A 19,008-nucleotide genomic window follows, 5' to 3' on the forward strand; every position below is an offset into this window, starting at 1 on the left:
TTTCCAATGAGCCCCAATCTGAGCCTCCTGCGTAAATTCGTCTCGCCTGAAATCATCTTTGGCGCCGGCTGCCGGCATAACGTGGGCAATTACGCCAAGACCTTCGGTGCGCGCAAGGTCCTGGTGGTCAGCGACCCCGGTGTGATCGCCGCCGGTTGGGTGGCGGATGTGGAAGCCAGTCTGCAAGCCATCGGCATCGACTACTGCCTGTACAGCGCCGTGTCGCCCAACCCTCGTGTCGAAGAGGTCATGCTCGGCGCCGAGGTGTACCGCGAGAACCATTGCGATGTGATCGTGGCCATCGGTGGCGGCAGCCCCATGGACTGCGGCAAGGCCATCGGCATTGTGGTCGCCCATGGGCGTAGCATTCTTGAGTTCGAAGGGGTGGACACCATTCGCGTGCCCAGCCCGCCGTTGATCCTGATTCCCACCACCGCCGGCACCTCGGCGGATGTGTCGCAGTTCGTGATCATCTCCAACCAGCAGGAACGCATGAAGTTCTCCATCGTCAGCAAGGCAGTGGTGCCGGATGTGTCGCTGATCGACCCGGAAACCACCGCCAGCATGGACCCGTTCCTGTCGGCCTGTACCGGCATCGATGCGCTGGTGCATGCCATCGAGGCGTTCGTGTCCACCGGCCACGGTCCGTTGACCGATCCGCACGCCCTGGAGGCCATGCGCCTGATCAACGGTAACCTGGTGCAGATGATCGCCAACCCCGCCGACATCGCCCTGCGCGAAAAAATCATGCTCGGCAGCATGCAGGCGGGCCTTGCGTTTTCCAACGCGATCCTTGGTGCCGTGCACGCCATGTCCCACAGCCTGGGCGGGTTTCTCGACTTACCCCATGGGTTATGCAACGCGGTGTTGGTGGAGCATGTGGTGGCCTTCAACTACAACTCGGCGCCGGAGCGTTTCAAGGTCATTGCCGAGACCTTCGGCATCGACTGCCGGGGCCTTAGCCACCGGCAGATCCGGGGGCGACTGGTGGACCACCTGATCGCGCTGAAACACGCGATTGGCTTCCATGAAACCCTGGGCCTGCATGGGGTGCGGGTGGCGGATATTCCGTTTCTGTCCCAGCATGCGATGGACGATCCGTGCATCCTCACCAACCCCCGTGAGTCCAGCCAGCGTGACGTCGAGGTCGTGTATGGCGAAGCGCTCTGACGACCAGCAACGTGCCCTTGCCGGGTTACTGGGACTGGGCAACCACTCGGCGCGCAAGAGCCATTACCCGGAACTGACCGCGCGGCTGGACGAACTGGAAGCCGAGCGCAACCGCTACATTCGCCTTAACGATGAACTGGAACTGCGCGTTGCTGCGCGTACCGACGAACTGTTGGAAGCCAACCGCAACCTGCAACAGCAGATCACTCAGCGCGAGCAGGTTGAGCGAGCCTTGCGCGATGCCCGCGACGCCGCCCAGGCCGCCAACCGCAGCAAAGACAAGTACCTCGCCGCCGCCAGTCACGACCTGCTGCAACCGCTGAACGCCGCGAGGCTGCTGATCGCCACCCTGCGCGAGCGCACCCTGCCCAGCGTTGAGCAGGTGCTGGTGGAGCGCACTCACCAGGCTCTTGAAGGCGCTGAGGATCTGCTCACCGATTTGCTCGACATCTCGCGCCTGGACCAGGCGGCGGTCAAGCCGGACGTGGCCCTGTATCGGTTGGATGAGGTGTTTGCGCCGCTGGTCTCGGAGTTTCAATCGGTGGCTCAGGCCGCCGGCCTCAACCTGCGTGTGCGCATGGCGGGCTATGCGGTGCGAACCGACCTGCGCCTGCTTACACGGATTTTGCGTAACTTCCTCAGCAACGCCTGCCGCTACACCGAGGAAGGCTGCATTTTGCTCGGCGCGCGCCGGCGTGGTGACTGCCTGCGCCTGGAAGTGTGGGACACCGGACGCGGTATTGCGGCCGACCGTTTGCAAGCGATTTTCCTCGAGTTCAATCAGCTGGATGTGGGCCGCGCGTCTGACCGTAAGGGCGTGGGGCTGGGCCTGGCGATTGTCGAGCGCATCGCCGAGGTGCTGGGCTACCCGATCGCCGTGCGCTCCTGGCCGGGGCGCGGCTCGATGTTCAGCATCGAAGTGCCCCTGAGCGCCGAGATGCCCCCGGCGATCAGCCAACTGCCGGTGCAACCGACCACGGGCAACCCGTTGCCGGGCCGGCGTCTGCTGGTGATCGACAACGAAGTCAGCATCCTTGAGAGCATGCACGCACTGCTCGGCCAGTGGGGCTGTGAAGTCGTCACGGCCACCGACCAGGCCGGCGCGTTGCTGGCGTTGCAGGGCAGGGCGCCGGAGCTGATCCTGGCGGACTATCACTTGGATCACGGGGTGGTGGGCTGCGAAGTGGTCAGGAGGTTGCGCGAGCACTTTGACCAGAAAATCCCCGCCGTGATCATCACTGCCGACCGCACCGACCAATGCCGTCGCGCGTTGCGCCGCTTGGACGCGCCGCTGTTGAACAAACCGGTCAAGCCTGGGAAGTTGCGGGCGGTGCTGAGTCAGTTGCTGGGCTAGCACAGCCGTTTCTTGAGCCTCGATTGATCAAAATCGCTTGGGCTCGGCACAAAAATTACCCGCTGTTTTTCTCGATAAAAGCCATCCAGGCTTCTTGCGTATTGCTGTGTGCGATGTGGAATTTTCCCGCAAGAGATCGATAAAAACAGGAGCGGTATGGACAACTTTAATCATTCAGACGCTACCGGCCTTTCAGAGGAGGTACGTTCGGGGGCTGTGAGCGAAGAGGCGCTGCTTGAGCATTTTCTTGAACGTGTCGAGCGGTTGGAACCGACGATACAAGCCTTTGTAGCGCTTGACCCCGGCACTTTGCGTGCCCAGGCACGCCACTGCGGCGCAGCACCTGCCAAGGGCCGTCTGGCCGGGATCCCGGTGGGGGTCAAGGACAACTACGACACCGCGGATCACCCCACCTGTTTCCACTCCCCGATCCATGCCGGCAACCGCCCATCGCGTGATGCACAGGTCGTCTCGCTGCTGCGCCAGGCCGGTGCCGTCGTCATGGGCAAAACCCACACCACCGAATTTGCCTACATGCACACCGGCCCCACCTGCAATCCCCATGACCCGCGCAGAACGCCGGGAAGCTCCAGTGCCGGCTCGGCCGCGGGGATGGCCGCCGGTTTTTTCCCCATCGCCTTGGGCACCCAGACGGCCGGCTCGTTGATCAAGCCTGCGGCCTACTGCGGGGTATACGCCTTCAAACCCTCCTACGGTTTGGTGTCCCTGGAAGGGGTGAAACCCCTGGCGCCCAGTTTCGACACGGCCGGTTGGTATGGACGTTCGGTCAGAGACCTTCGCCTGCTGGCCGACGTACTGATTCCGGGTTTGCCGGCACAGGTTCCGGTCGCTCATCCACTGTCGTTGGGGTTTTGTCGTACCGCCCGCTGGGATCAGGTTGACAGCGACGTGGCTGACGCACTGGAAGCCGCCGTGGACGCGCTGCGCTCGGCAGGTCATCGGGTGACCGACGTCGTGTTGCCGCAAGCGTTCGCTGGCGTGTTTGATGATCATCAGTTAATCAATGATTGCGAGGGCGCCCGGTCATTGTCCGCCGAGATGGCGATGGATCCGGACAAACTCAGCCCCGAAGTGCTGGAGATGTTTGCGCGGGCGCGCTCGACCCGTTGGGAGCAAGAGTCAGCGGCCAAGAACCGCCTGGCAACGCTGGCGCCCATGCTCGAAGCGCTGTTCAAACCGTTTGACGCGGTGCTGGGCGCAAGCTGTGGCATCGTCGCCCCGCTGGGCCTTGGTGCCACCGGACCGTCGGATTTCATCAAGTGCTGGATGGCGTTCGGCTTGCCGCAACTGAACATCCCGTTGGTGTGCCCAAACGCCGGGCTGCCGGCGGGGTTGCAACTGATTGGAGGGTTCAGGCGCGACAGCCGTTTACTGAGCGTTGCCGAACAGGTGGATGCGGTGCTGAGGCGGGTCTGCCGACCGATGGGGCGGGTGCGTTGATACCCGTCAACACGCCTTGAAATGCGTTGCCGCATGCTGTCGGCCTCAATTCAAAGCGCCGGAGCATCCATGAACGCCCCCGCAACAACCACTGAATCATTCAAGTTGCCCCTGGGCCTGGTGGTCGCCGTGCTGGTGATGGCCGGTGTGCTGTTGTTGCCGCTGCCTGCTGACTTGCCGGTGGCAGGCCAGCGGATGCTGGCGATCCTGGCATTTGCGGTGGTGGTGTGGATCTCCGAGGCGGTGTCCTACGAGGCCAGCGCGATCATGATCACCTCGCTCATGGCGTTTTTGCTCGGCACCGCGCCGTCCCTGCAGGACCCCACGCACCTGATCGGCACCAGCCCGGCCATCAGCATGGCCCTCACCGGGTTCTCCAACCCGGCGTTGGCGTTGGTGGCGGGCGCGCTGTTCATCGCGGCGGCCATGACCCACACCGGCCTGGACCGGCGCATCGCCCTGGTCACCTTGAGCCGCGTCGGCACCAGCACTCGCCGAATCCTGCTGGGAGCGATTGCGGTGACCATCCTGCTCAGCCTGGTGGTGCCCAGCGCCACCGCGCGCAGTGCCTGCGTGGTGCCGATCATGATGGGCGTGATCGCCGCTTTTGGCGTCGACAAACGTTCGAACATCGCCGCCGGGATCATGATCGTGGTGGCCCAGGGCACCAGCATCTGGAACGTCGGCATCCAGACCGCCGCCGCGCAGAACCTGCTCACCGTGGGCTTTATGGACAAAATGCTCGGCCAGCGCGTGTCGTGGATCGACTGGCTGATTGCCGGCGCACCGTGGGCGCTGATCATGTCGGCGGTGCTGCTGTTTCTGGTGCTCAAACTACTGCCGCCGGAAACCGATAGCATCCCTGGTGGCAAGGAGGCAGTGGCGCAATCGTTGCTGGACATCGGCCCGATGACCGGACCGCAGAAACGCCTGCTCAGCGTGTCGTTGTTACTGCTGCTGGCCTGGGCGACGGAGGGGCGCCTGCACAACTTCGACACCACCTCGACTACCTACGCAGGCTTGGTGTGTTTGTTGTTGCCGGGCATTGGCGTGATGACCTGGAAAGATGTGCAATCGCGGATTCCGTGGGGCACGGTGATTGTGTTCGGTGTGGGCATCAGCCTGGGGACCGCGTTGTTGACCACCCAGGCCGGGCAGTGGCTGGGCGCTGCTGTCGTGGCGCACACGGGGCTGGATCAGGTGGGGCCGTTGGGGGTGTTTGCGATCCTTGGGGCGTTTTTGATCGTGATCCACTTGGGGTTTGCCAGCGCCACGGCGTTGACCTCGGCGTTATTGCCGATCTTGATTGCGGTGCTGCAGACCTTGCCGGGGGAGTTCAGTCGGTTGGGCATGACGATGCTGTTGGGGTTTGTGATGAGCTATGGGTTTATCCTGCCGATCAATGCGCCGCAGAATATGGTGTGCCTGGGGACCGGGACGTTTACGGCGCGGCAGTTTGCCAAGGTGGGGGTGTTGGTGACGCTGGTGGGGTATGGGTTGATGTTGGTGTTTGCGGCGACCTATTGGAGTTGGCTGGGTTGGATCTGATTTGGAAGGGGGGCGACGATCCAATTGTGCTCGATGGCGGCCTCTGGGCCGACCAGATCATGGGGTGGAATGTGTACATATCCGTTGCTGCGGTCACGGCTGCTTGGGGTTCCGCTCTTACAGCGGGTCACTTTTGGAAAGGCCCAAAAGTAACCAAAAGGCCTTCGCCCCAACACTCGGTGCCTCGCCTGGGCTCTGCATGCCCTTACGCAGGTTTGACGGGGCGATCCGAGATCAAAAGCAAAAGCGCGGCGGCCTCTGGGCCGACCAGGTCGTGGGTTGGAATGTGTACATATCCGTTGCTGCGGTCACGGCTGCTTAGGGTTCCGCTCTTACAGCGGGTCACTTTTGGAAAGGCCCAAAAGTAACCAAAAGGCCTTCGCCCCAACACTCGGTGCCTCGCCTGGGCTCGGCATGCCCTCCCGCAGGCTTTGGCGCGTGGGCCGCCGCAATGGGCCATCCATGGCCCAGTGCGGCTAACCCGGCGTCCTGCCGGGTTACCCACGCGCCAAACCCTGCGTGAGGCCAGCGTGTTTAACGGGGCGATCCGAGATCAAAAGCAAGAGCGCGGCGGCCTTAGAGCCGACCGGTTGTGGGGGCGGGTGTATCAGCTGCCCCCGGTCTGCCTTTGCTTTGCTTTGCTTTGCTTTGCTTTGCTTTGCTTTGCTTTGCTTCTGCTCTTGATCTTGCTTTTGATCTCAGGCGCCCCGTCAAACACGCTGGCCGAACGCAGGTTTGAATCCGTGGGTAACCCGGCAGGACGCCGGGTTAGCCGCCCCGCGCCATGGATGGCGCGTGGCGGCGGCCCACGGATTCAAACCGGAGTGAGGGCACACCGAGCCCAGGCGAGGTGCCGAGTGTTGGGGCAAGAGCCTTTTGGTTACTTTTGGGCTCTTTCCAAAAGTGACCCGCTGTAAGAGCGGAACCCTAAGTAGCCATCACACAAATAACGGATATGCCCCATCACCCCCCATCACCCCCCACCCCACGATGCGAAGCGGGCCGCTCTTGATCTTGATCTTGCTTGTGATCTCAGGCGCCCCATCAAACACGCTGGCCGAACGCAGGTTTGAATCCGTGGGTAACCCGGCAGGACGCCGGGTTAGCCGCCCCGCGCCATGGATGGCGCGTGGCGGCGGCCCACGGATTCAAACCGGAGTGAGGGCACACCGAGCCCAGGCGAGGTGCCGAGTGTTGGGGCAAGAGCCTTTTGGTTACTTTTGGGCTCTCTCCAAAAGTGACCCGCTGTAAAAGCGGAACCCTAAGTGGCCGTGACCGCAGCAACGGATATGTACTCCCTTTGGTTACTTTGGGGCTTTTCCAAAGTGACCCGCTGTAAGAGCGAAACCCTAAGCCGCCATCACACAAATAACGGATATGCCCCCCATCCCACCCCCCATCCCCCCAGACATGACAAGATGAACCCCCCTCAGCTTTACTACTCTGAATAATGATTTCACCGACCGCACCCGTCGGCCCATCCAGGTCATCGAATGAACAAATACACCCCCCACACCTGGGAACCCCACGAACGCCCGAGCCTGCCCGGCTCGCCGTCAACGCCGTGGCACCCCACGCACAAGCGCTGGCTGTATGCGCTCGTCGGTGTGCTGGTCGCCATCACCGGTGGCCTGGGTAACGCGCTGGTCATCGCCAACCTGCAATACCTGCAAGGCGCCCTCGGCGCGACCACCGCCGAAATGGCCTGGCTGCCCGCCGCCTATGTAATGACCAACGTGTGCATGAACCTGCTACTGGTGAAGTTCCGCCAGCAATTCGGCCTGCGTGCGTTTACCGAAGTGTTCCTGGTGCTGTACGCGCTGGTGACCTTCGGCCATTTGTTCGTCAACGACCTCAACTCGGCCATTGCCGTGCGGGCCGCTCACGGGATGGTCGGCGCGGCGCTCAGTTCGTTGGGTTTGTACTACATGATCCAGGCGTTCCCGGCCAAGTGGCGGCTCAAATCGCTGGTGCTGGGGTTGGGTACGGCGCAGTTGGCGTTGCCGCTGGCGCGTCTGTTCTCTGAAGACTTGCTGCAAATCGCCGAATGGCGAGGCTTGTACTTGTTCGAACTGGGCATGGCGCTGATCTGCCTGGGTTGCGTGTTTTTGCTCAAGCTGCCGCCGGGCGACCGTTTCAAGACGTTTGAAAAACTCGACTTCCTCACCTTCGGCATCCTGGCCAGTGGCGTCGCGCTGTTGTGTGCGGTGCTGTCCCTGGGGCGTATCGACTGGTGGCTGGAGGCGCCGTGGATCGGCGTCGCGTCGGCCTGTTCCCTGGTGTTGATCATGGCCGGTCTGGCCATCGAGCATAACCGCGCCAACCCGATGTTGATGACCCGCTGGCTGGGCAGCGGCACCATGATCCGCCTGGCCCTGGCGGTGATTTTGATCCGTATGGTGCTGTCCGAGCAGTCCACCGGGGCGGTGGGGTTCATGCAGATGCTCAACATGAGCTATGAGCAGATGCACACCCTCTACGTGGTGATGCTGGCCGGCGCGATCAGCGGGCTGCTGGTCAGCGCATTGACCATCAACCCGGCGCACCTGCTGATGCCGTTGGTGATTTCCCTGGCGCTGATGGCGGTGGGCTCGGTGATGGACAGTTTCTCCAGCAACCTCACGCGTCCGCAGAACCTGTACATCAGCCAGTTCCTGCTAGGCTTCGGCGGCACGTTTTTTCTGGGGCCGACCATGGTGTTGGGCACGAAAAACGTGCTGACCAACCCGCGCAATCTGGTGAGCTTTTCGGTGATGTTCGGCATTTGCCAGAACCTCGGCGGCCTGATTGGCGCAGCGTTGCTCGGTACGTTCCAGGTCGTGCGTGAGAAGTATCACTCCAGCATGATCGTCGAACACCTGACCCTGCTTGACCCACGTGTGGCCGCGCGGGTGCAGAGCGGCGGTTCGGCCTATGGCGGGCTCGTCGCCGACCCGGAGCTGCGCAACCTCATGGGCATTCGCAGCCTGGCCACCGCGGCGACCCGTGAGGCGAACGTGATGGCGTACAACGATGTCTTCATGCTGATTGCGATTATCGCGATGCTGACCATGACCTGGATTTTTATCCGCAGTCTGTGGCTGATCAGCACAACCAAAGCAGCCCCTCCCGTTCAACCCAGCGGCGCCTCTTCATGACCGAACCTTCAACGACCACCACCACCGCCATCGCATCCACCCCCGAAGGCAGCACGCCGCCCGGCGCTACGGTGACGCAACCGCGCTCGCTGCGGGTGCGCATTCTGTCGTCCCTGGGCTTTGCCGCGATTGCCATCGTCGGCGTGTTGATCGTGCTGTATGCCTGGCAATTGCCGCCGTTCAGCAGTGCGGTGGAAACCACCGAAAACGCCCTGGTGCGCGGCCAGGTGACGATCATTGGCCCGCAGCTCAGCGGTTATGTGTTTGAAGTGCCGGTGCAGGACTTCCAGTACGTCAAGGCCGGCGATTTGCTGGTGCGCCTGGATGATCGCATCTACAAACAGCGCCTCGACCAGGCGCTGGCGCAACTGGCGGTGCAGAAGGCCGCCTTGGCGAATGTGGTGCAGCAGCGCAACAGTGCCGAAGCCACCATCAAACTGCGCCAGGCCGCGTTGGTCGACAGCCAGGCCCAGGCGCGTAAAAGCACCGCCGACCTGCGCCGTAACGAAGCGCTGATCAGCGACGGCTCGGTGTCCAAGCGTGAGTTGGACGTGACCCGTGCCGCCAATGCCCAGACCATCGCCGCTGTGGCACAGGCCCAGGCCAGCCTGGAAATCGCCCGGCAGGACCTGCAGACGGTGATCGTCAATCGTGGCTCCCTGGAAGCGGCGGTAGCCAGTGCCGATGCGGCGGTGGAGCTGGCGCGCATTGACCTGTCCAACACGCGCATCACCGCGCCGCGTGACGGTCAGTTGGGGCAGATTGGTGTGCGCCTGGGCGCCTACGTCAACTCCGGCGCACAGTTGATGGCCCTGGTGCCGAAGCAGCTGTGGGTGATCGCCAATATGAAAGAAACCCAGATGCACAACGTGCAGGTCGGCCAGCCGGTGACGTTCACCGTGGATGCGCTGAACCACCGCACGTTTCATGGCACGGTGCAGCATATTTCTCCGGCCACCGGTTCGGAGTTCAGCCTGTTGCAGGCGGACAATGCCACCGGCAACTTTGTGAAGATTGCCCAGCGGGTGCCGGTGCGCATTACGGTGGACCCGAATCAGGCCGAGAGCGAGCGGTTGCGGCCGGGGCTGTCGGTGGTGGTGAGCATCGACACCGCCGGGCGCCTGAAAAACAGCCCTCCCTGACAGACCGGCGAGCGATTAGGGGAGGCGGCTGTATTTCAAGGTGAAATCCAGCTGCGCGGATTGGCCGTACTCCAGCAACGCCAGGCCTGGCCTGCCTGGCAGGTGATGGGCATTCACCGGATGACTCACCGGCTCGATGCAAAAGAACCCCAACCCTGGCGGGCAGTACAGCAGGAAGTAATCGGCGCCGCTGGCCTGGCAGTCCAGGGCATAGCCCAGTTCGGGCTGTTCGATCCGGCAACGCCCGTCCCACTGGCAAAAGCCGTTGTCCACCAGGCCCTCGGGCAGGTTTTTCAGCGCCTGGAAATCCCAGGCATCCGGAATCGCCGCCAACTCCGTAGGTAACTTGCTCGCCTCACTCATCCACACCTGCGCGGCCCTGGCCTGCAACCGCGTCCCCGGTTGGCGCGGGAAGTAGGGGTGCAGGCCAAGTCCGTGCCACGCGGCTTTTTCGGCCAGATGGGTCACGCGCAACGCGATACTCAGTTCGCCATTGTTCAACCGAATCCGCTGCTCGGCCCGATAGGCAAACGGCGTCGCGCACAGCACCTGCAGCACCACTTCATCCGTTGTCTGGCTGACCACCGTCCATGCCTGTTGCCAGGCTGAACCATGGATCGCAAAGGGGTCGGTGGGGCTATTAGGCGTCAGGGCCAGCCAGCCGTCGGGGTTGGCGAACCCCCCTTCGGCAATGCGGTTGGACCAGGGCGCCAAGGGATAGCAGCCCAGCTTGCCCGGCAGTTCGCTGTGCGGGTCGTTATGCCGCAACAGCGGTTGCCCGCTGGCGCGCACGGTCCAGTTGACCAGGCTCCCACCCACGGCCGGGTTAAGGCTCAGGTGGGTCAGGTTATCTTCCAGCTCAATCATCACAGCACCACACTCGGCAGCCACAGCGACAGGGCGGGGATGTAGGTCACGGCTATCAAGATCAGGAACAGCACACCGTAGAACGGCAGCAGCGCCTTGACGGTTTTCTCGATGGTAGTCTTGCCCACCGCCGCGCCGACAAACAGCACCGCCCCCACCGGCGGCGTAATCAGGCCGATGCCGAGGTTCACCAGCATGATCATGCCGAAGTGCACAGGGTCGACGCCGATACCCAGCACCACCGGCAGCAGAATCGGGGTGAGGATCAAAATCAGCGGGGCCATGTCCATCACTGTGCCGAGCAACAGCAGCATGACGTTGATGCACATCAGGATCACGTAGCGGTTGTCCGACAGCGTCAGGAACAGCGTGGTGATCTTCGCCGGGATCTGCATCAGGGTCATGATGTAGCCGAAGCTGGCGGCGAAGGCGATCAGGATCATCACGATGGAAATCGTGCGCACCGTGCGGTGCATCAGCTTGGGCAGCTCGTTCCACTTGTAGTCGCGGTAGATGAACATGGTCACGAAGAACGCCCACAACACGGCGATCGCGGCAGATTCAGTCGCAGTGAAGATGCCCGACAGGATGCCGCCAAGGATGATCACCATGGCCATCAAGCCCCACAGCGCATCGGCGGCAATCTTCAACGCCTGCTTGAGGGGGATGACTTCGCCCTTGGGGTAGTCGCGTTTCTTGGCGAAGATCAGGCACAGCACCATCAGGCACGCGCTCATTAACAGCCCCGGCACTACGCCGGCCATGAACAGCGAGGCGATGGACACCGTGCCGCCGGCCGCCAGGGAGTAGAGCACCGAGTTGTGGCTGGGCGGCGTCAACAGCGCCTGCACCGAGCCGCTGACGGTCACCGCTGTGGCGAATTCCCGCGGGTAGCCGCGACGTTCCATTTCCGGAATCAGCACCGAGCCGACCGACGCGGTATCGGCCACCGACGAGCCGGAAATCGCGCCAAAAAACGTCGAGGCTACGATGTTCACCAACGACAGGCCGCCGCGCACGAAGCCCACCAGCACCCCGGCAAACGCCACCAGCCGCCGCGACATGCCGCCCTCGGCCATGATCGCCCCGGCCAGGACAAAGAACGGAATCGCCATCAGCGAAAACTTGTTCACCCCGCCGGCCACCTGAATCATCAGGGCCTGAAACGGAATGTCGATCCACCACGCGCCAATCAGTGCCGACAGCCCAAGGGCATAGGCCACCGGCATGCCGATCACGATCAAGGCGATAAAGCTGCCCAACAAAATCAATGCGTCCATATCAGGCAGCCCCTTCGCTTTCTTCCACCAGGTCAAAGCGCACCACGCGCCGGTTGCTCTGGTCACCGAGCAGGAGTTTTTCCACCACGAAGATCAGCGTCAGTACGCCGCCAATCGGGATCGGCATATAGGTGATGCCCACGCGCAGGGTAGGGATAGCGCTCATGAACTGGTTCCAGGTGGACAGGCACAGCTTGGTGCCCCAAATGGCCATGAACAGGCAGATGGTCGCCATCAACAGTTGCGAGAAGATGCCGACGAGGCGGCGCTGGGTGGCCGGCAGACGGTCAACGACCATCGCGACCGACATATGCGCGCCGGCGCGATAGCTGGCGGCCGCGCCGATAAAGGTGAACACCAGCATCAGCAGAATTGCGGTGGGCTCCGGCCAGCTGGCGCCGGTGCCGAGGATGTAACGGGCAAAGATGCCCCAGGGAATGATCAGTGCGACGCCGAGAACCGAGAGGCCGGCGACCCAGATGCAGGTCATGTAGATGCGGTCGTTGATGCGCAGCAGTAAATTCTTCATGGCGTTCACCGTAACCCGGCGCGTGAGTACCAAACGCGCCGGGCCTTTGCAGGAGGGGAGGGCGTTACTGAACGGCGTCGATACGCTTGATCAGGTCGGCGTAGGGCGCGCCGTACTTGGCACGCACGGGGGCGGTGGCGTCATAGAAAGGTTTTTTGTCGACGCTGATGAACTCGACGCCGGCTTTCTTGAGTTTTTCCTCACTGCTGGCGGACTTGGCGTCCCACAGCACGCGCTCATCGGCCTGGGCGGCCTTGGCCGCTTTTTTCACCATGTCCTGCTGGTCAGGCGTGAGTTTGTTCCAGGTGATTTTCGACATCACGATGGGCTCGGGCAGGATCAGGTGCTCGGTGAGGGTGTAGTACTTGGCGTTCTGGTAGTGGTTGTGCTCGAGCATCGTCGGCGGGTTGTTCTCCGCGCCGTCAATGACGCCGGTCTGCAAGGCGCTGAAGATTTCGCCGGTGTCCATGGCGATTCCATTGGCGCCCATTGCGTTGAAGGCTTCGATGAAAATCGGGTTGCCTTGCACGCGGATCTTCATGCCCTTGAGGTCTTCGATCTTGCGCACGGGCTTTTTGGTGTAGAGGTTGCGTGTGCCGCCGTCCATCCAGGCCAGGGCCACCAGGCCGAACTCGGAGTCGGTGATTTTGGCGAGGATCTCATCGCCGATTTCGCCGTCGATGATCTTGCGCATATGCGCCTGGTCGCGGAACACAAACGGCAGGTTGAACACGTTCACATCCGGCACCACCGGCCCGACGATGCCCAGGCTGACGCGGGTCATCTGCACCGCGCCGACCTGGGCCTGTTCGACGACCTCTTTCTCGGAGCCCAACACACCGCCGGGGAAGTACTTGAAGGTGAGTTCGCCGTTGCTGGCTTTGGTCAGGGCCTTGCCCATGTTTTCTTCGGCGACGACGGTGGGGTAGCCGGCGGGGTGGATGTCGGCGAATTTGATTTCCAGCGCGTGGGCGGCGCTGCTGAGGGTGGCGACGAGTGGAAATGCAGCGGCGAGCAAGGTGCGTTTGAAGTCCATGGGATGTCATTCCTGAGTTTTTATTGTTGTATTCAAGGCGCAGCGGTGCAGCTAGAGGGTGAAACAGGGTTCGGGTAGTCCTTTGACGCCGGGGTTGAGGGCGAACACGCCGCCGGCGATGGACTGGTCGCTTTGGTCGTCACGGATGGAGGTGACGAACAAGGTGTCCAGGCGGCTGCCGCCAAAGGCGCACATGGTGGGTTTTTTCACCGGCACGGCAATTGACCGGTCCAGGCGGCCATCGGGGGTGAAACGGTGAATCAGACCGGCGTCGTTGGCGCAGATCCAGTAGCAGCCGTCGGCGTCAACGGCGGCACCGTCGGGGCGGCCCGGGAACGGCTGCATGTCGACAAATACGCGGCGGTTGGACGGGGTGCCGGTGTCGATGTCGTAATCGAACGCCCAGATCTGCTGCACCAACGGGTGCGAGTCCGAGGCGTACATCGTGCGGCCATCGGGGCTAAAGGCCAGGCCATTAAGGGTGATGAACCCGTCCAACTGCGCATGGGGAAGGGCGCCGGATGCATAGCGGTAGAGCGTGCCCTCGGCCGCATTCAGGCCCATGTTCAGCACCATGCTGCCGGCCCAGAAGCGGCCCTGGCGATCACAGCGGCCGTCGTTGAGGCGCATATCCGGGCGCGGGTGCTGCACGCCGGCCAGCAGCGTGCTGTCGAGGCTGCCGTCGTTGTGTGCGGTGAGTTGGAAAAAGCCGGTTTCCATGCCGGCAACCCAATTACCCGCATCGGTGCGAGCGATGCAAGCGAGCATCTGCGGGGCTTTCCAGGCGGCGACGTGGCCGCTGCCGGCGTTCCAGCGTTGCAGCCCGCCGTTGGGGATATCCACCCAATACAGCGCATTTTCTTCAGGCACCCATACCGGGCATTCGCCCACGGTATTGCGGGCGTCGACGATCAGTTCGGCGTTCATGGCCACTCACTCCCTGGTGTGATGTCAGTCACCGAACGGCCCGGCCGCGCAGAACGCGCCGCCTTGATAGACCGCTGCGGGGTCATCGGCGGCCACGGGAGGCTGGGCTTCGACCTGGGCGCGGAACACCTCCGAGCTGTCCTTGGGCGCGAAACCCAGGTGCGCGGCGTAGCGGTTGTCCCACCAGGTGTCGAGGTTGTCCGACACGCCGTAGACCACGGTGTGGCCGACGTCCGGCGTGTATAGCGCGCGTTCGAGCAGTTGGGTGAGGTCGTCGAAGCTCAGCCAGGTGTGCATCATTCGGCGGTTCTGCGGCTGCGGGAACGAGGAGCCGATGCGGATACTCACGGTCTCGATGCCGTAGCGATCGAAGTAGAAACTGGCCATGTCTTCGCCGTAGGACTTGGACAGGCCGTAGTAGCTGTCCGGGCGGCGAGGCGAATGGGCATCGAGTGTTTCGGTTTGCTTATAAAAGCCGATCACATGGTTGGAACTGGCGAAAATCACGCGTTTGACCCCATGGCGCCGCGCGGCTTCGTAGATATGGAAGGTGCCGCTGATATTGGCGCCCAGCACTTCTTCGAAGGAACGCTCTACGGACACACCGCCAAAGTGCAGGATGGCATCGACGCCTTCGACCAGGTGGTGCACCGCTTGTTTGTCGGCGAGGTCGCAGGGCTGCACTTCTTCGCGGGCGTCGGTCGCCGGGGCCATGTCGGCGATGTCCGACAGGCGCAGTACCTGAGCATAAGGGCGCAGACGCTCACGCAGCACTTTGCCGAGGCCGCCGGCGGCGCCGGTGAGGAGGAGGCGGTTGAAGGGAACTGGGGCGATGGTGGTCATGGAGATTCCAATTTTTTGTTGTAGGTTGTCGTATGACTATGCCGAAGTATTGTTAGGGCGCCTCAGGTTGTCAACGCGCGATTGTTCAAAAATGCGGCGTGCGATGGACGGAGTCCCCGGTGAGCCTCTGGTGGTCGTGGTGAGCAGGCTCTATGTGGTGAACAGACTTTTTGTGGTGAGCGGGCTTGCCCCGCGCTGGGCTGCGCAGCAGCCCCAACACGCCGCGCCCCGACGCAGGCAAGCCCGCTCGCCACAAAGGGAGGCCAGGGTGCTTTCTCCCCCCGGTTAAAGCAGTGAAAGCGGGTAGCTGATGAAGATCCGGTTTTCATCGAACTCATTGGTGCTGAAGTCCCGACGCATGGTCGCGTTGCGCCACTTCACGTTGAGGTTCTTCAGCGCACCGCTCTGCACGGTATAGGCCAGCTCCGACTCGCGGCCCCATTCCTTGCCATCGGTGATGGCCCCGGTGTGCACATTGCTGCCGCTGATATAGCGGTTCATCAGGGTCAGCCCCGGCACGCCGAGCACCGCGAAGTTGAAGTCATGGCGCAACTGCCAGGATTTTTCCTTGGCGTTGTCATAGCTGGAGTTGTAGCTGTCGTTGGCCAGGGTGCCGCCGCTGGTGCCGTTGACCCGCATCCACACGCTGTCGCCGGTGAGTTTTTGCAGGCCCACGTAGAAGGTGTTGCCGCCGTATTTGGCCGAGAGCAGGGCGAAGGTGGTCTTGTTATCGAGGTCGCCGGCCAGGGCGCTGCCGTCTTCCTTGCCGTTGAAGAAGCCCAGGTTGGCGCCCAGGGTCCAGTCGCCCACTGGCTGGCTGTGGGTGAAGTTGACGTACTGTTGCTGGTAAATGTCGGTCAACTCGGCGTACCACAGGCCCACCTGGGTGCGCTTGTCGTTGAAGGTGTATTCGCCGCCGCCGAAGTTGAAACGGTCGGAGGTGAACGCCGCTTTGCCGTTCATGAACATGTCTTCCATGCTCGCGTCGTTGCGCGGGCTGTTGCCACGGAACTGGCCGCCGTAGAGGGTCAGGCCGGCGATTTCGTTGGAAGTCACCTGACCCCCGCGGAAGGTCTGGGGCAGGGAGCGGCCATCGTCGGAACGCAGGATCGGCAGCACCGGCATCCATTCGCCGACTTTCAATTCGGTCTTCGACAGCTTGGTCTTCAGCGCCACGCCCAGACGCCCGAAGTTATCGGCGGGGCGGCCGTCGTCGTGGATCGGCAGCAACTGCGTGCCGCCGGTGCCTTTGCCGCCGTCGAGCTTCTGCGAATACAGGCCCAGCACGTCAAGCCCGAAGCCCACGGTGCCTTGGGTGAAGCCGGACTTGGCATCGAGAATGAAACTCTGCGTCCACTCTTCGGCCTTGCCCTGGGCGTTGGCCGGGTTGGTGAAGTTGCGATTGAAGTAGGCGTTGCGCAGGTTCAGCGTGGCCTTGGCGTCGTCGACAAAACCGTCGGCGTGGGCGCTGAGGGGCAGGGTGAAGGCCAGGCTGCCGAGGCTGACAAGACCGAGACGCGCGGAGGAATTGCGGACGAATTGACGCACAGTGATGCTCCCTTTCTTTTGTTGTTTTTATTGTTTGTTATACGTCGTCGTACAACATTTGAGGCGATATTTGCGGGGTTTTCGGGGAGTGTCAAGCAGAAGTTATACGATGACTTGATGATCAACGCTCAAAAGTGGCCACGGCCCGTCCTACAGTGGCTCGCATTCGAACTTGAGATCGCCAGGATTAGCCGGCAACAACCATGGGAGGCAAGGTGCCCAGGAGCGAAACGGCGGCGACTGCGCAAACACCCAGTGACCATTCGAGTATCACGCTGGCCTTCAAGCTGCCCAGGCGCTGTTCGCAGCTATCAAGGCGCAATCGGTTCAGGAGTGCCAAGGCCAGCATGCCCAGCACCAGCATCACCTTGATCAACAGAACCAGCGCAAACCCGCTGAACAAAGGCGTGGGCCACAACTGCCCGGTGAGTACGCGCACGTTGATCATGCCGCTGATCAGCAGGCCCGCGACCAAGCCATAGCCCACTCCACTGAAGCGCCGCAGGATCGGCTCCAGCGCAGGCCCCGGCGTTTGCCGCAGAATCAACATCAGCAACAACAATCCCCCCAGCCACGCGCCGACGCACGCCAGATGCACCACTTGGTTGAGGATCAACAAGCGCCCGCTGAGCCCATCGAGCATGGCGCCATGGCCGACCGGGGCCAAGGTCGCCAGCAACAGCCCGAGCATTGGCAAGCGCAAGGCGGGCCAGGGTCTGATCAGTGCGATCACCAGCAGCAGGTTCAGCAGCACATGCCAGCGCCATACCTGGCCAAAGAACGTCTTGCCGAGCACCAGCTGCACCGTGGCCGGTTGCAGCGCGGCCTCCCAACTGCCGGCCATGCTCGCGGTGATCAGCAGCAACCACGCCACCCCGGAAACCAGGCCCGTCCAGGCCAGTACGCGGGTTACGCGCAGCAGGCTGCGGTCGAGCCGTGGCTGCGGCGTTGTGCCCAACAGCCAGGGCCTGAAGACACAGGCCCCGAACATCAGTAACACCACGCTGAAATGCACGAAGCGGCACAGCACCAACAGTGTCGCCATCGTTTATTGGCCGACCTTGAAGCTGTATTCGCCGTTGCTCTTATGGGTGTCGACCGACACTGCGTTCCACACCACTTTGTAATTGCCGGCGGCCAACGGTGCGGCCGGGGTGACGATCAGCACCTTCTTGTCGGCGCCCTGGGTTTCCAGGCCCTTGATGGCGATTTCGGTGCCGTCCTTGCTCAGGGAAACCTTGGTGAACGTGGCTTCGATGCCTTCGCTGAAGGTCAGGCGCAGGTCTTTGGGCGCCGCGACGCTGCTGTCGGCGGCCGGTTCCGAGTTTTTGAGGTGAGCATGAGCAAACGCTGCCGAGGCCCCCAGCAGGGAAACGAGCAGGGCAACGGTGGTGAGGGATTTTTTGATCAACATTGTTCAATACCAATCAACGATGTGGGGCGGGCAGTGTACGAAGTTTCGACTGCGCCTGTCGCCCCGATCTAGAGCGGGTGGTAGTCTTCGAGCCAAGTAGTTGTCAGGGAGCCCTTATGGGCAATCACAAGATCGGAATTCGTCGGGTCAACGTCGAAAAAATCCTGCTGGCGGCGGAGAAAGTCTTCGCCGAAAAAGGCTATGGCAGCACCGCCATGGCCGACATCGCCGAACAGGCGCAACTGCCGCGTTCCAACCTGCATTACTACTTCACCACCAAGAGCGAGCTGTACAGCGCAGTGCTGTTCGACCTGTTGGAGGTGTGGAAGCAGGACGCCCTGAGTTTCGAAACCTTCGATGATCCGCGGGTGGTGCTCAGCAGCTACATCCGCGCCAAGATGCAGCGCTCGCGCACGCGGCCGTATGGCTCGAAGGTCTGGGCTAACGAAATCATCCACGGCGCGCCCACCCTGGGTGAGGCGCTGGATGAAAGCCTGTACGACTGGGCCAAGATGAAAGAAGCGAAAATTCGTCAATGGGTGGAAGACAAACGCATCTTGCCGGTGGAGCCGTCGAGCCTGCTGTACATGATCTGGGCGTCGACCCAGCACTACGCCGACTTTGATCATCAGGTGAAGATCCTGAACGATCACCAGCCGTTGTCGGACATGCAGTTCGAGAAGGCGATCCAGACCGTGACGGCAGTGATTTTGCGCGGGATTGGATTGGAACCCTGAGTGTCGTGGTGAGGC

16 protein-coding genes are annotated in these 19,008 nt (G+C 62.2%); 7 read left to right on the forward strand and 9 right to left on the reverse strand.

The genetic code is table 11. The features are described 5' to 3' along the window. Positions 1 to 6: 6 nt before the first annotated feature. The 6 genes from ercA to PSH59_RS10145 all read left to right on the forward strand — a co-directional run bounded on the left by ercA (position 7) and on the right by PSH59_RS10145 (position 9,812). Complete coding sequence (gene ercA, locus PSH59_RS10120) at positions 7 to 1,170, forward strand: alcohol dehydrogenase-like regulatory protein ErcA (RefSeq protein WP_248081424.1); 1,164 nt, start codon at positions 7 to 9, stop codon at positions 1,168 to 1,170. Further along, complete coding sequence (locus tag PSH59_RS10125) at positions 1,154 to 2,524, forward strand: hybrid sensor histidine kinase/response regulator (RefSeq protein WP_248081427.1); 1,371 nt, start codon at positions 1,154 to 1,156, stop codon at positions 2,522 to 2,524. The genes ercA and PSH59_RS10125 overlap by 17 nt, the downstream gene beginning before the upstream one ends. A gap of 156 nt (positions 2,525 to 2,680) precedes the next feature. Next, a complete protein-coding gene (locus PSH59_RS10130; protein WP_305394943.1) occupies positions 2,681 to 3,985 on the forward strand; it encodes an amidase in 1,305 nt (434 codons plus the stop codon). A 69-nt stretch (positions 3,986 to 4,054) separates the two neighbouring features. Then, positions 4,055 to 5,533 carry a DASS family sodium-coupled anion symporter gene (locus tag PSH59_RS10135; protein WP_305394944.1) on the forward strand — a complete coding sequence of 493 codons (1,479 nt, stop codon included), beginning with the start codon at positions 4,055 to 4,057 and terminating at the stop codon, positions 5,531 to 5,533. A gap of 1,493 nt (positions 5,534 to 7,026) precedes the next feature. Next, the gene (locus PSH59_RS10140) at positions 7,027 to 8,670 is read left to right on the forward strand and encodes an MFS transporter (RefSeq protein ID WP_305394945.1); all 1,644 of its coding nucleotides are present in this window, start codon (positions 7,027 to 7,029) and stop codon (positions 8,668 to 8,670) included. Beyond that, entirely contained in the window at positions 8,667 to 9,812 is a 1,146-nt protein-coding gene (locus PSH59_RS10145) for an HlyD family secretion protein (protein ID WP_305394946.1), read from the forward strand. The genes PSH59_RS10140 and PSH59_RS10145 overlap by 4 nt, the downstream gene beginning before the upstream one ends. A 15-nt stretch (positions 9,813 to 9,827) precedes the next feature. Here the strand turns inward: PSH59_RS10145 and PSH59_RS10150 are convergent, their stop codons facing one another. From PSH59_RS10150 to copC, 9 genes are all read right to left on the reverse strand, one after another. Next, a complete protein-coding gene (locus PSH59_RS10150; RefSeq protein WP_305394947.1) occupies positions 9,828 to 10,679 on the reverse strand; it encodes an aldose 1-epimerase in 852 nt (283 codons plus the stop codon). Continuing rightward, the gene (locus tag PSH59_RS10155) at positions 10,679 to 11,959 is read right to left on the reverse strand and encodes a TRAP transporter large permease (RefSeq protein ID WP_248081439.1); all 1,281 of its coding nucleotides are present in this window, start codon (positions 11,957 to 11,959) and stop codon (positions 10,679 to 10,681) included. The genes PSH59_RS10150 and PSH59_RS10155 overlap by 1 nt, the downstream gene beginning before the upstream one ends. Position 11,960: 1 nt before the next feature. Next, positions 11,961 to 12,488: a TRAP transporter small permease gene (locus PSH59_RS10160; protein WP_248081441.1), complete on the reverse strand. Its 528-nt coding sequence runs from the start codon at positions 12,486 to 12,488 to the stop codon at positions 11,961 to 11,963. Between the two features lie 64 nt (positions 12,489 to 12,552). Then, a complete protein-coding gene (locus tag PSH59_RS10165) occupies positions 12,553 to 13,524 on the reverse strand; it encodes a TRAP transporter substrate-binding protein (RefSeq protein ID WP_248081443.1) in 972 nt (323 codons plus the stop codon). Positions 13,525 to 13,575: 51 nt separating this feature from the next. Continuing rightward, positions 13,576 to 14,451: an SMP-30/gluconolactonase/LRE family protein gene (locus PSH59_RS10170; protein WP_248081446.1), complete on the reverse strand. Its 876-nt coding sequence runs from the start codon at positions 14,449 to 14,451 to the stop codon at positions 13,576 to 13,578. A 24-nt stretch (positions 14,452 to 14,475) separates the two neighbouring features. Continuing rightward, on the reverse strand, positions 14,476 to 15,294 hold the full coding sequence (locus PSH59_RS10175; protein WP_248081448.1) for an NAD(P)-dependent oxidoreductase: 819 nt from the start codon (positions 15,292 to 15,294) through the stop codon (positions 14,476 to 14,478). 285 nt (positions 15,295 to 15,579) lie between these two features. Further along, positions 15,580 to 16,842 (reverse strand): OprD family porin, encoded by a 1,263-nt coding sequence (locus PSH59_RS10180; protein ID WP_248081451.1) that lies wholly within the window; start codon positions 16,840 to 16,842, stop codon positions 15,580 to 15,582. Between the two features lie 187 nt (positions 16,843 to 17,029). Beyond that, the gene (copD, locus tag PSH59_RS10185) at positions 17,030 to 17,887 is read right to left on the reverse strand and encodes a copper homeostasis membrane protein CopD (protein ID WP_305394948.1); all 858 of its coding nucleotides are present in this window, start codon (positions 17,885 to 17,887) and stop codon (positions 17,030 to 17,032) included. 3 nt (positions 17,888 to 17,890) lie between these two features. Further along, complete coding sequence (copC, locus tag PSH59_RS10190; RefSeq protein WP_248081454.1) at positions 17,891 to 18,256, reverse strand: copper homeostasis periplasmic binding protein CopC; 366 nt, start codon at positions 18,254 to 18,256, stop codon at positions 17,891 to 17,893. A 116-nt stretch (positions 18,257 to 18,372) separates the two neighbouring features. Between copC and PSH59_RS10195 the strand changes: the two genes are divergently transcribed. After that, positions 18,373 to 18,993 carry a TetR/AcrR family transcriptional regulator gene (locus tag PSH59_RS10195; RefSeq protein ID WP_248081456.1) on the forward strand — a complete coding sequence of 207 codons (621 nt, stop codon included), beginning with the start codon at positions 18,373 to 18,375 and terminating at the stop codon, positions 18,991 to 18,993. Positions 18,994 to 19,008 lie beyond the last annotated feature (15 nt).

The sequence above is a fragment of the Pseudomonas sp. FP2309 genome, from assembly GCF_030687575.1.
In the GTDB taxonomy this organism is placed as follows: Bacteria; Pseudomonadota; Gammaproteobacteria; order Pseudomonadales; family Pseudomonadaceae; genus Aquipseudomonas.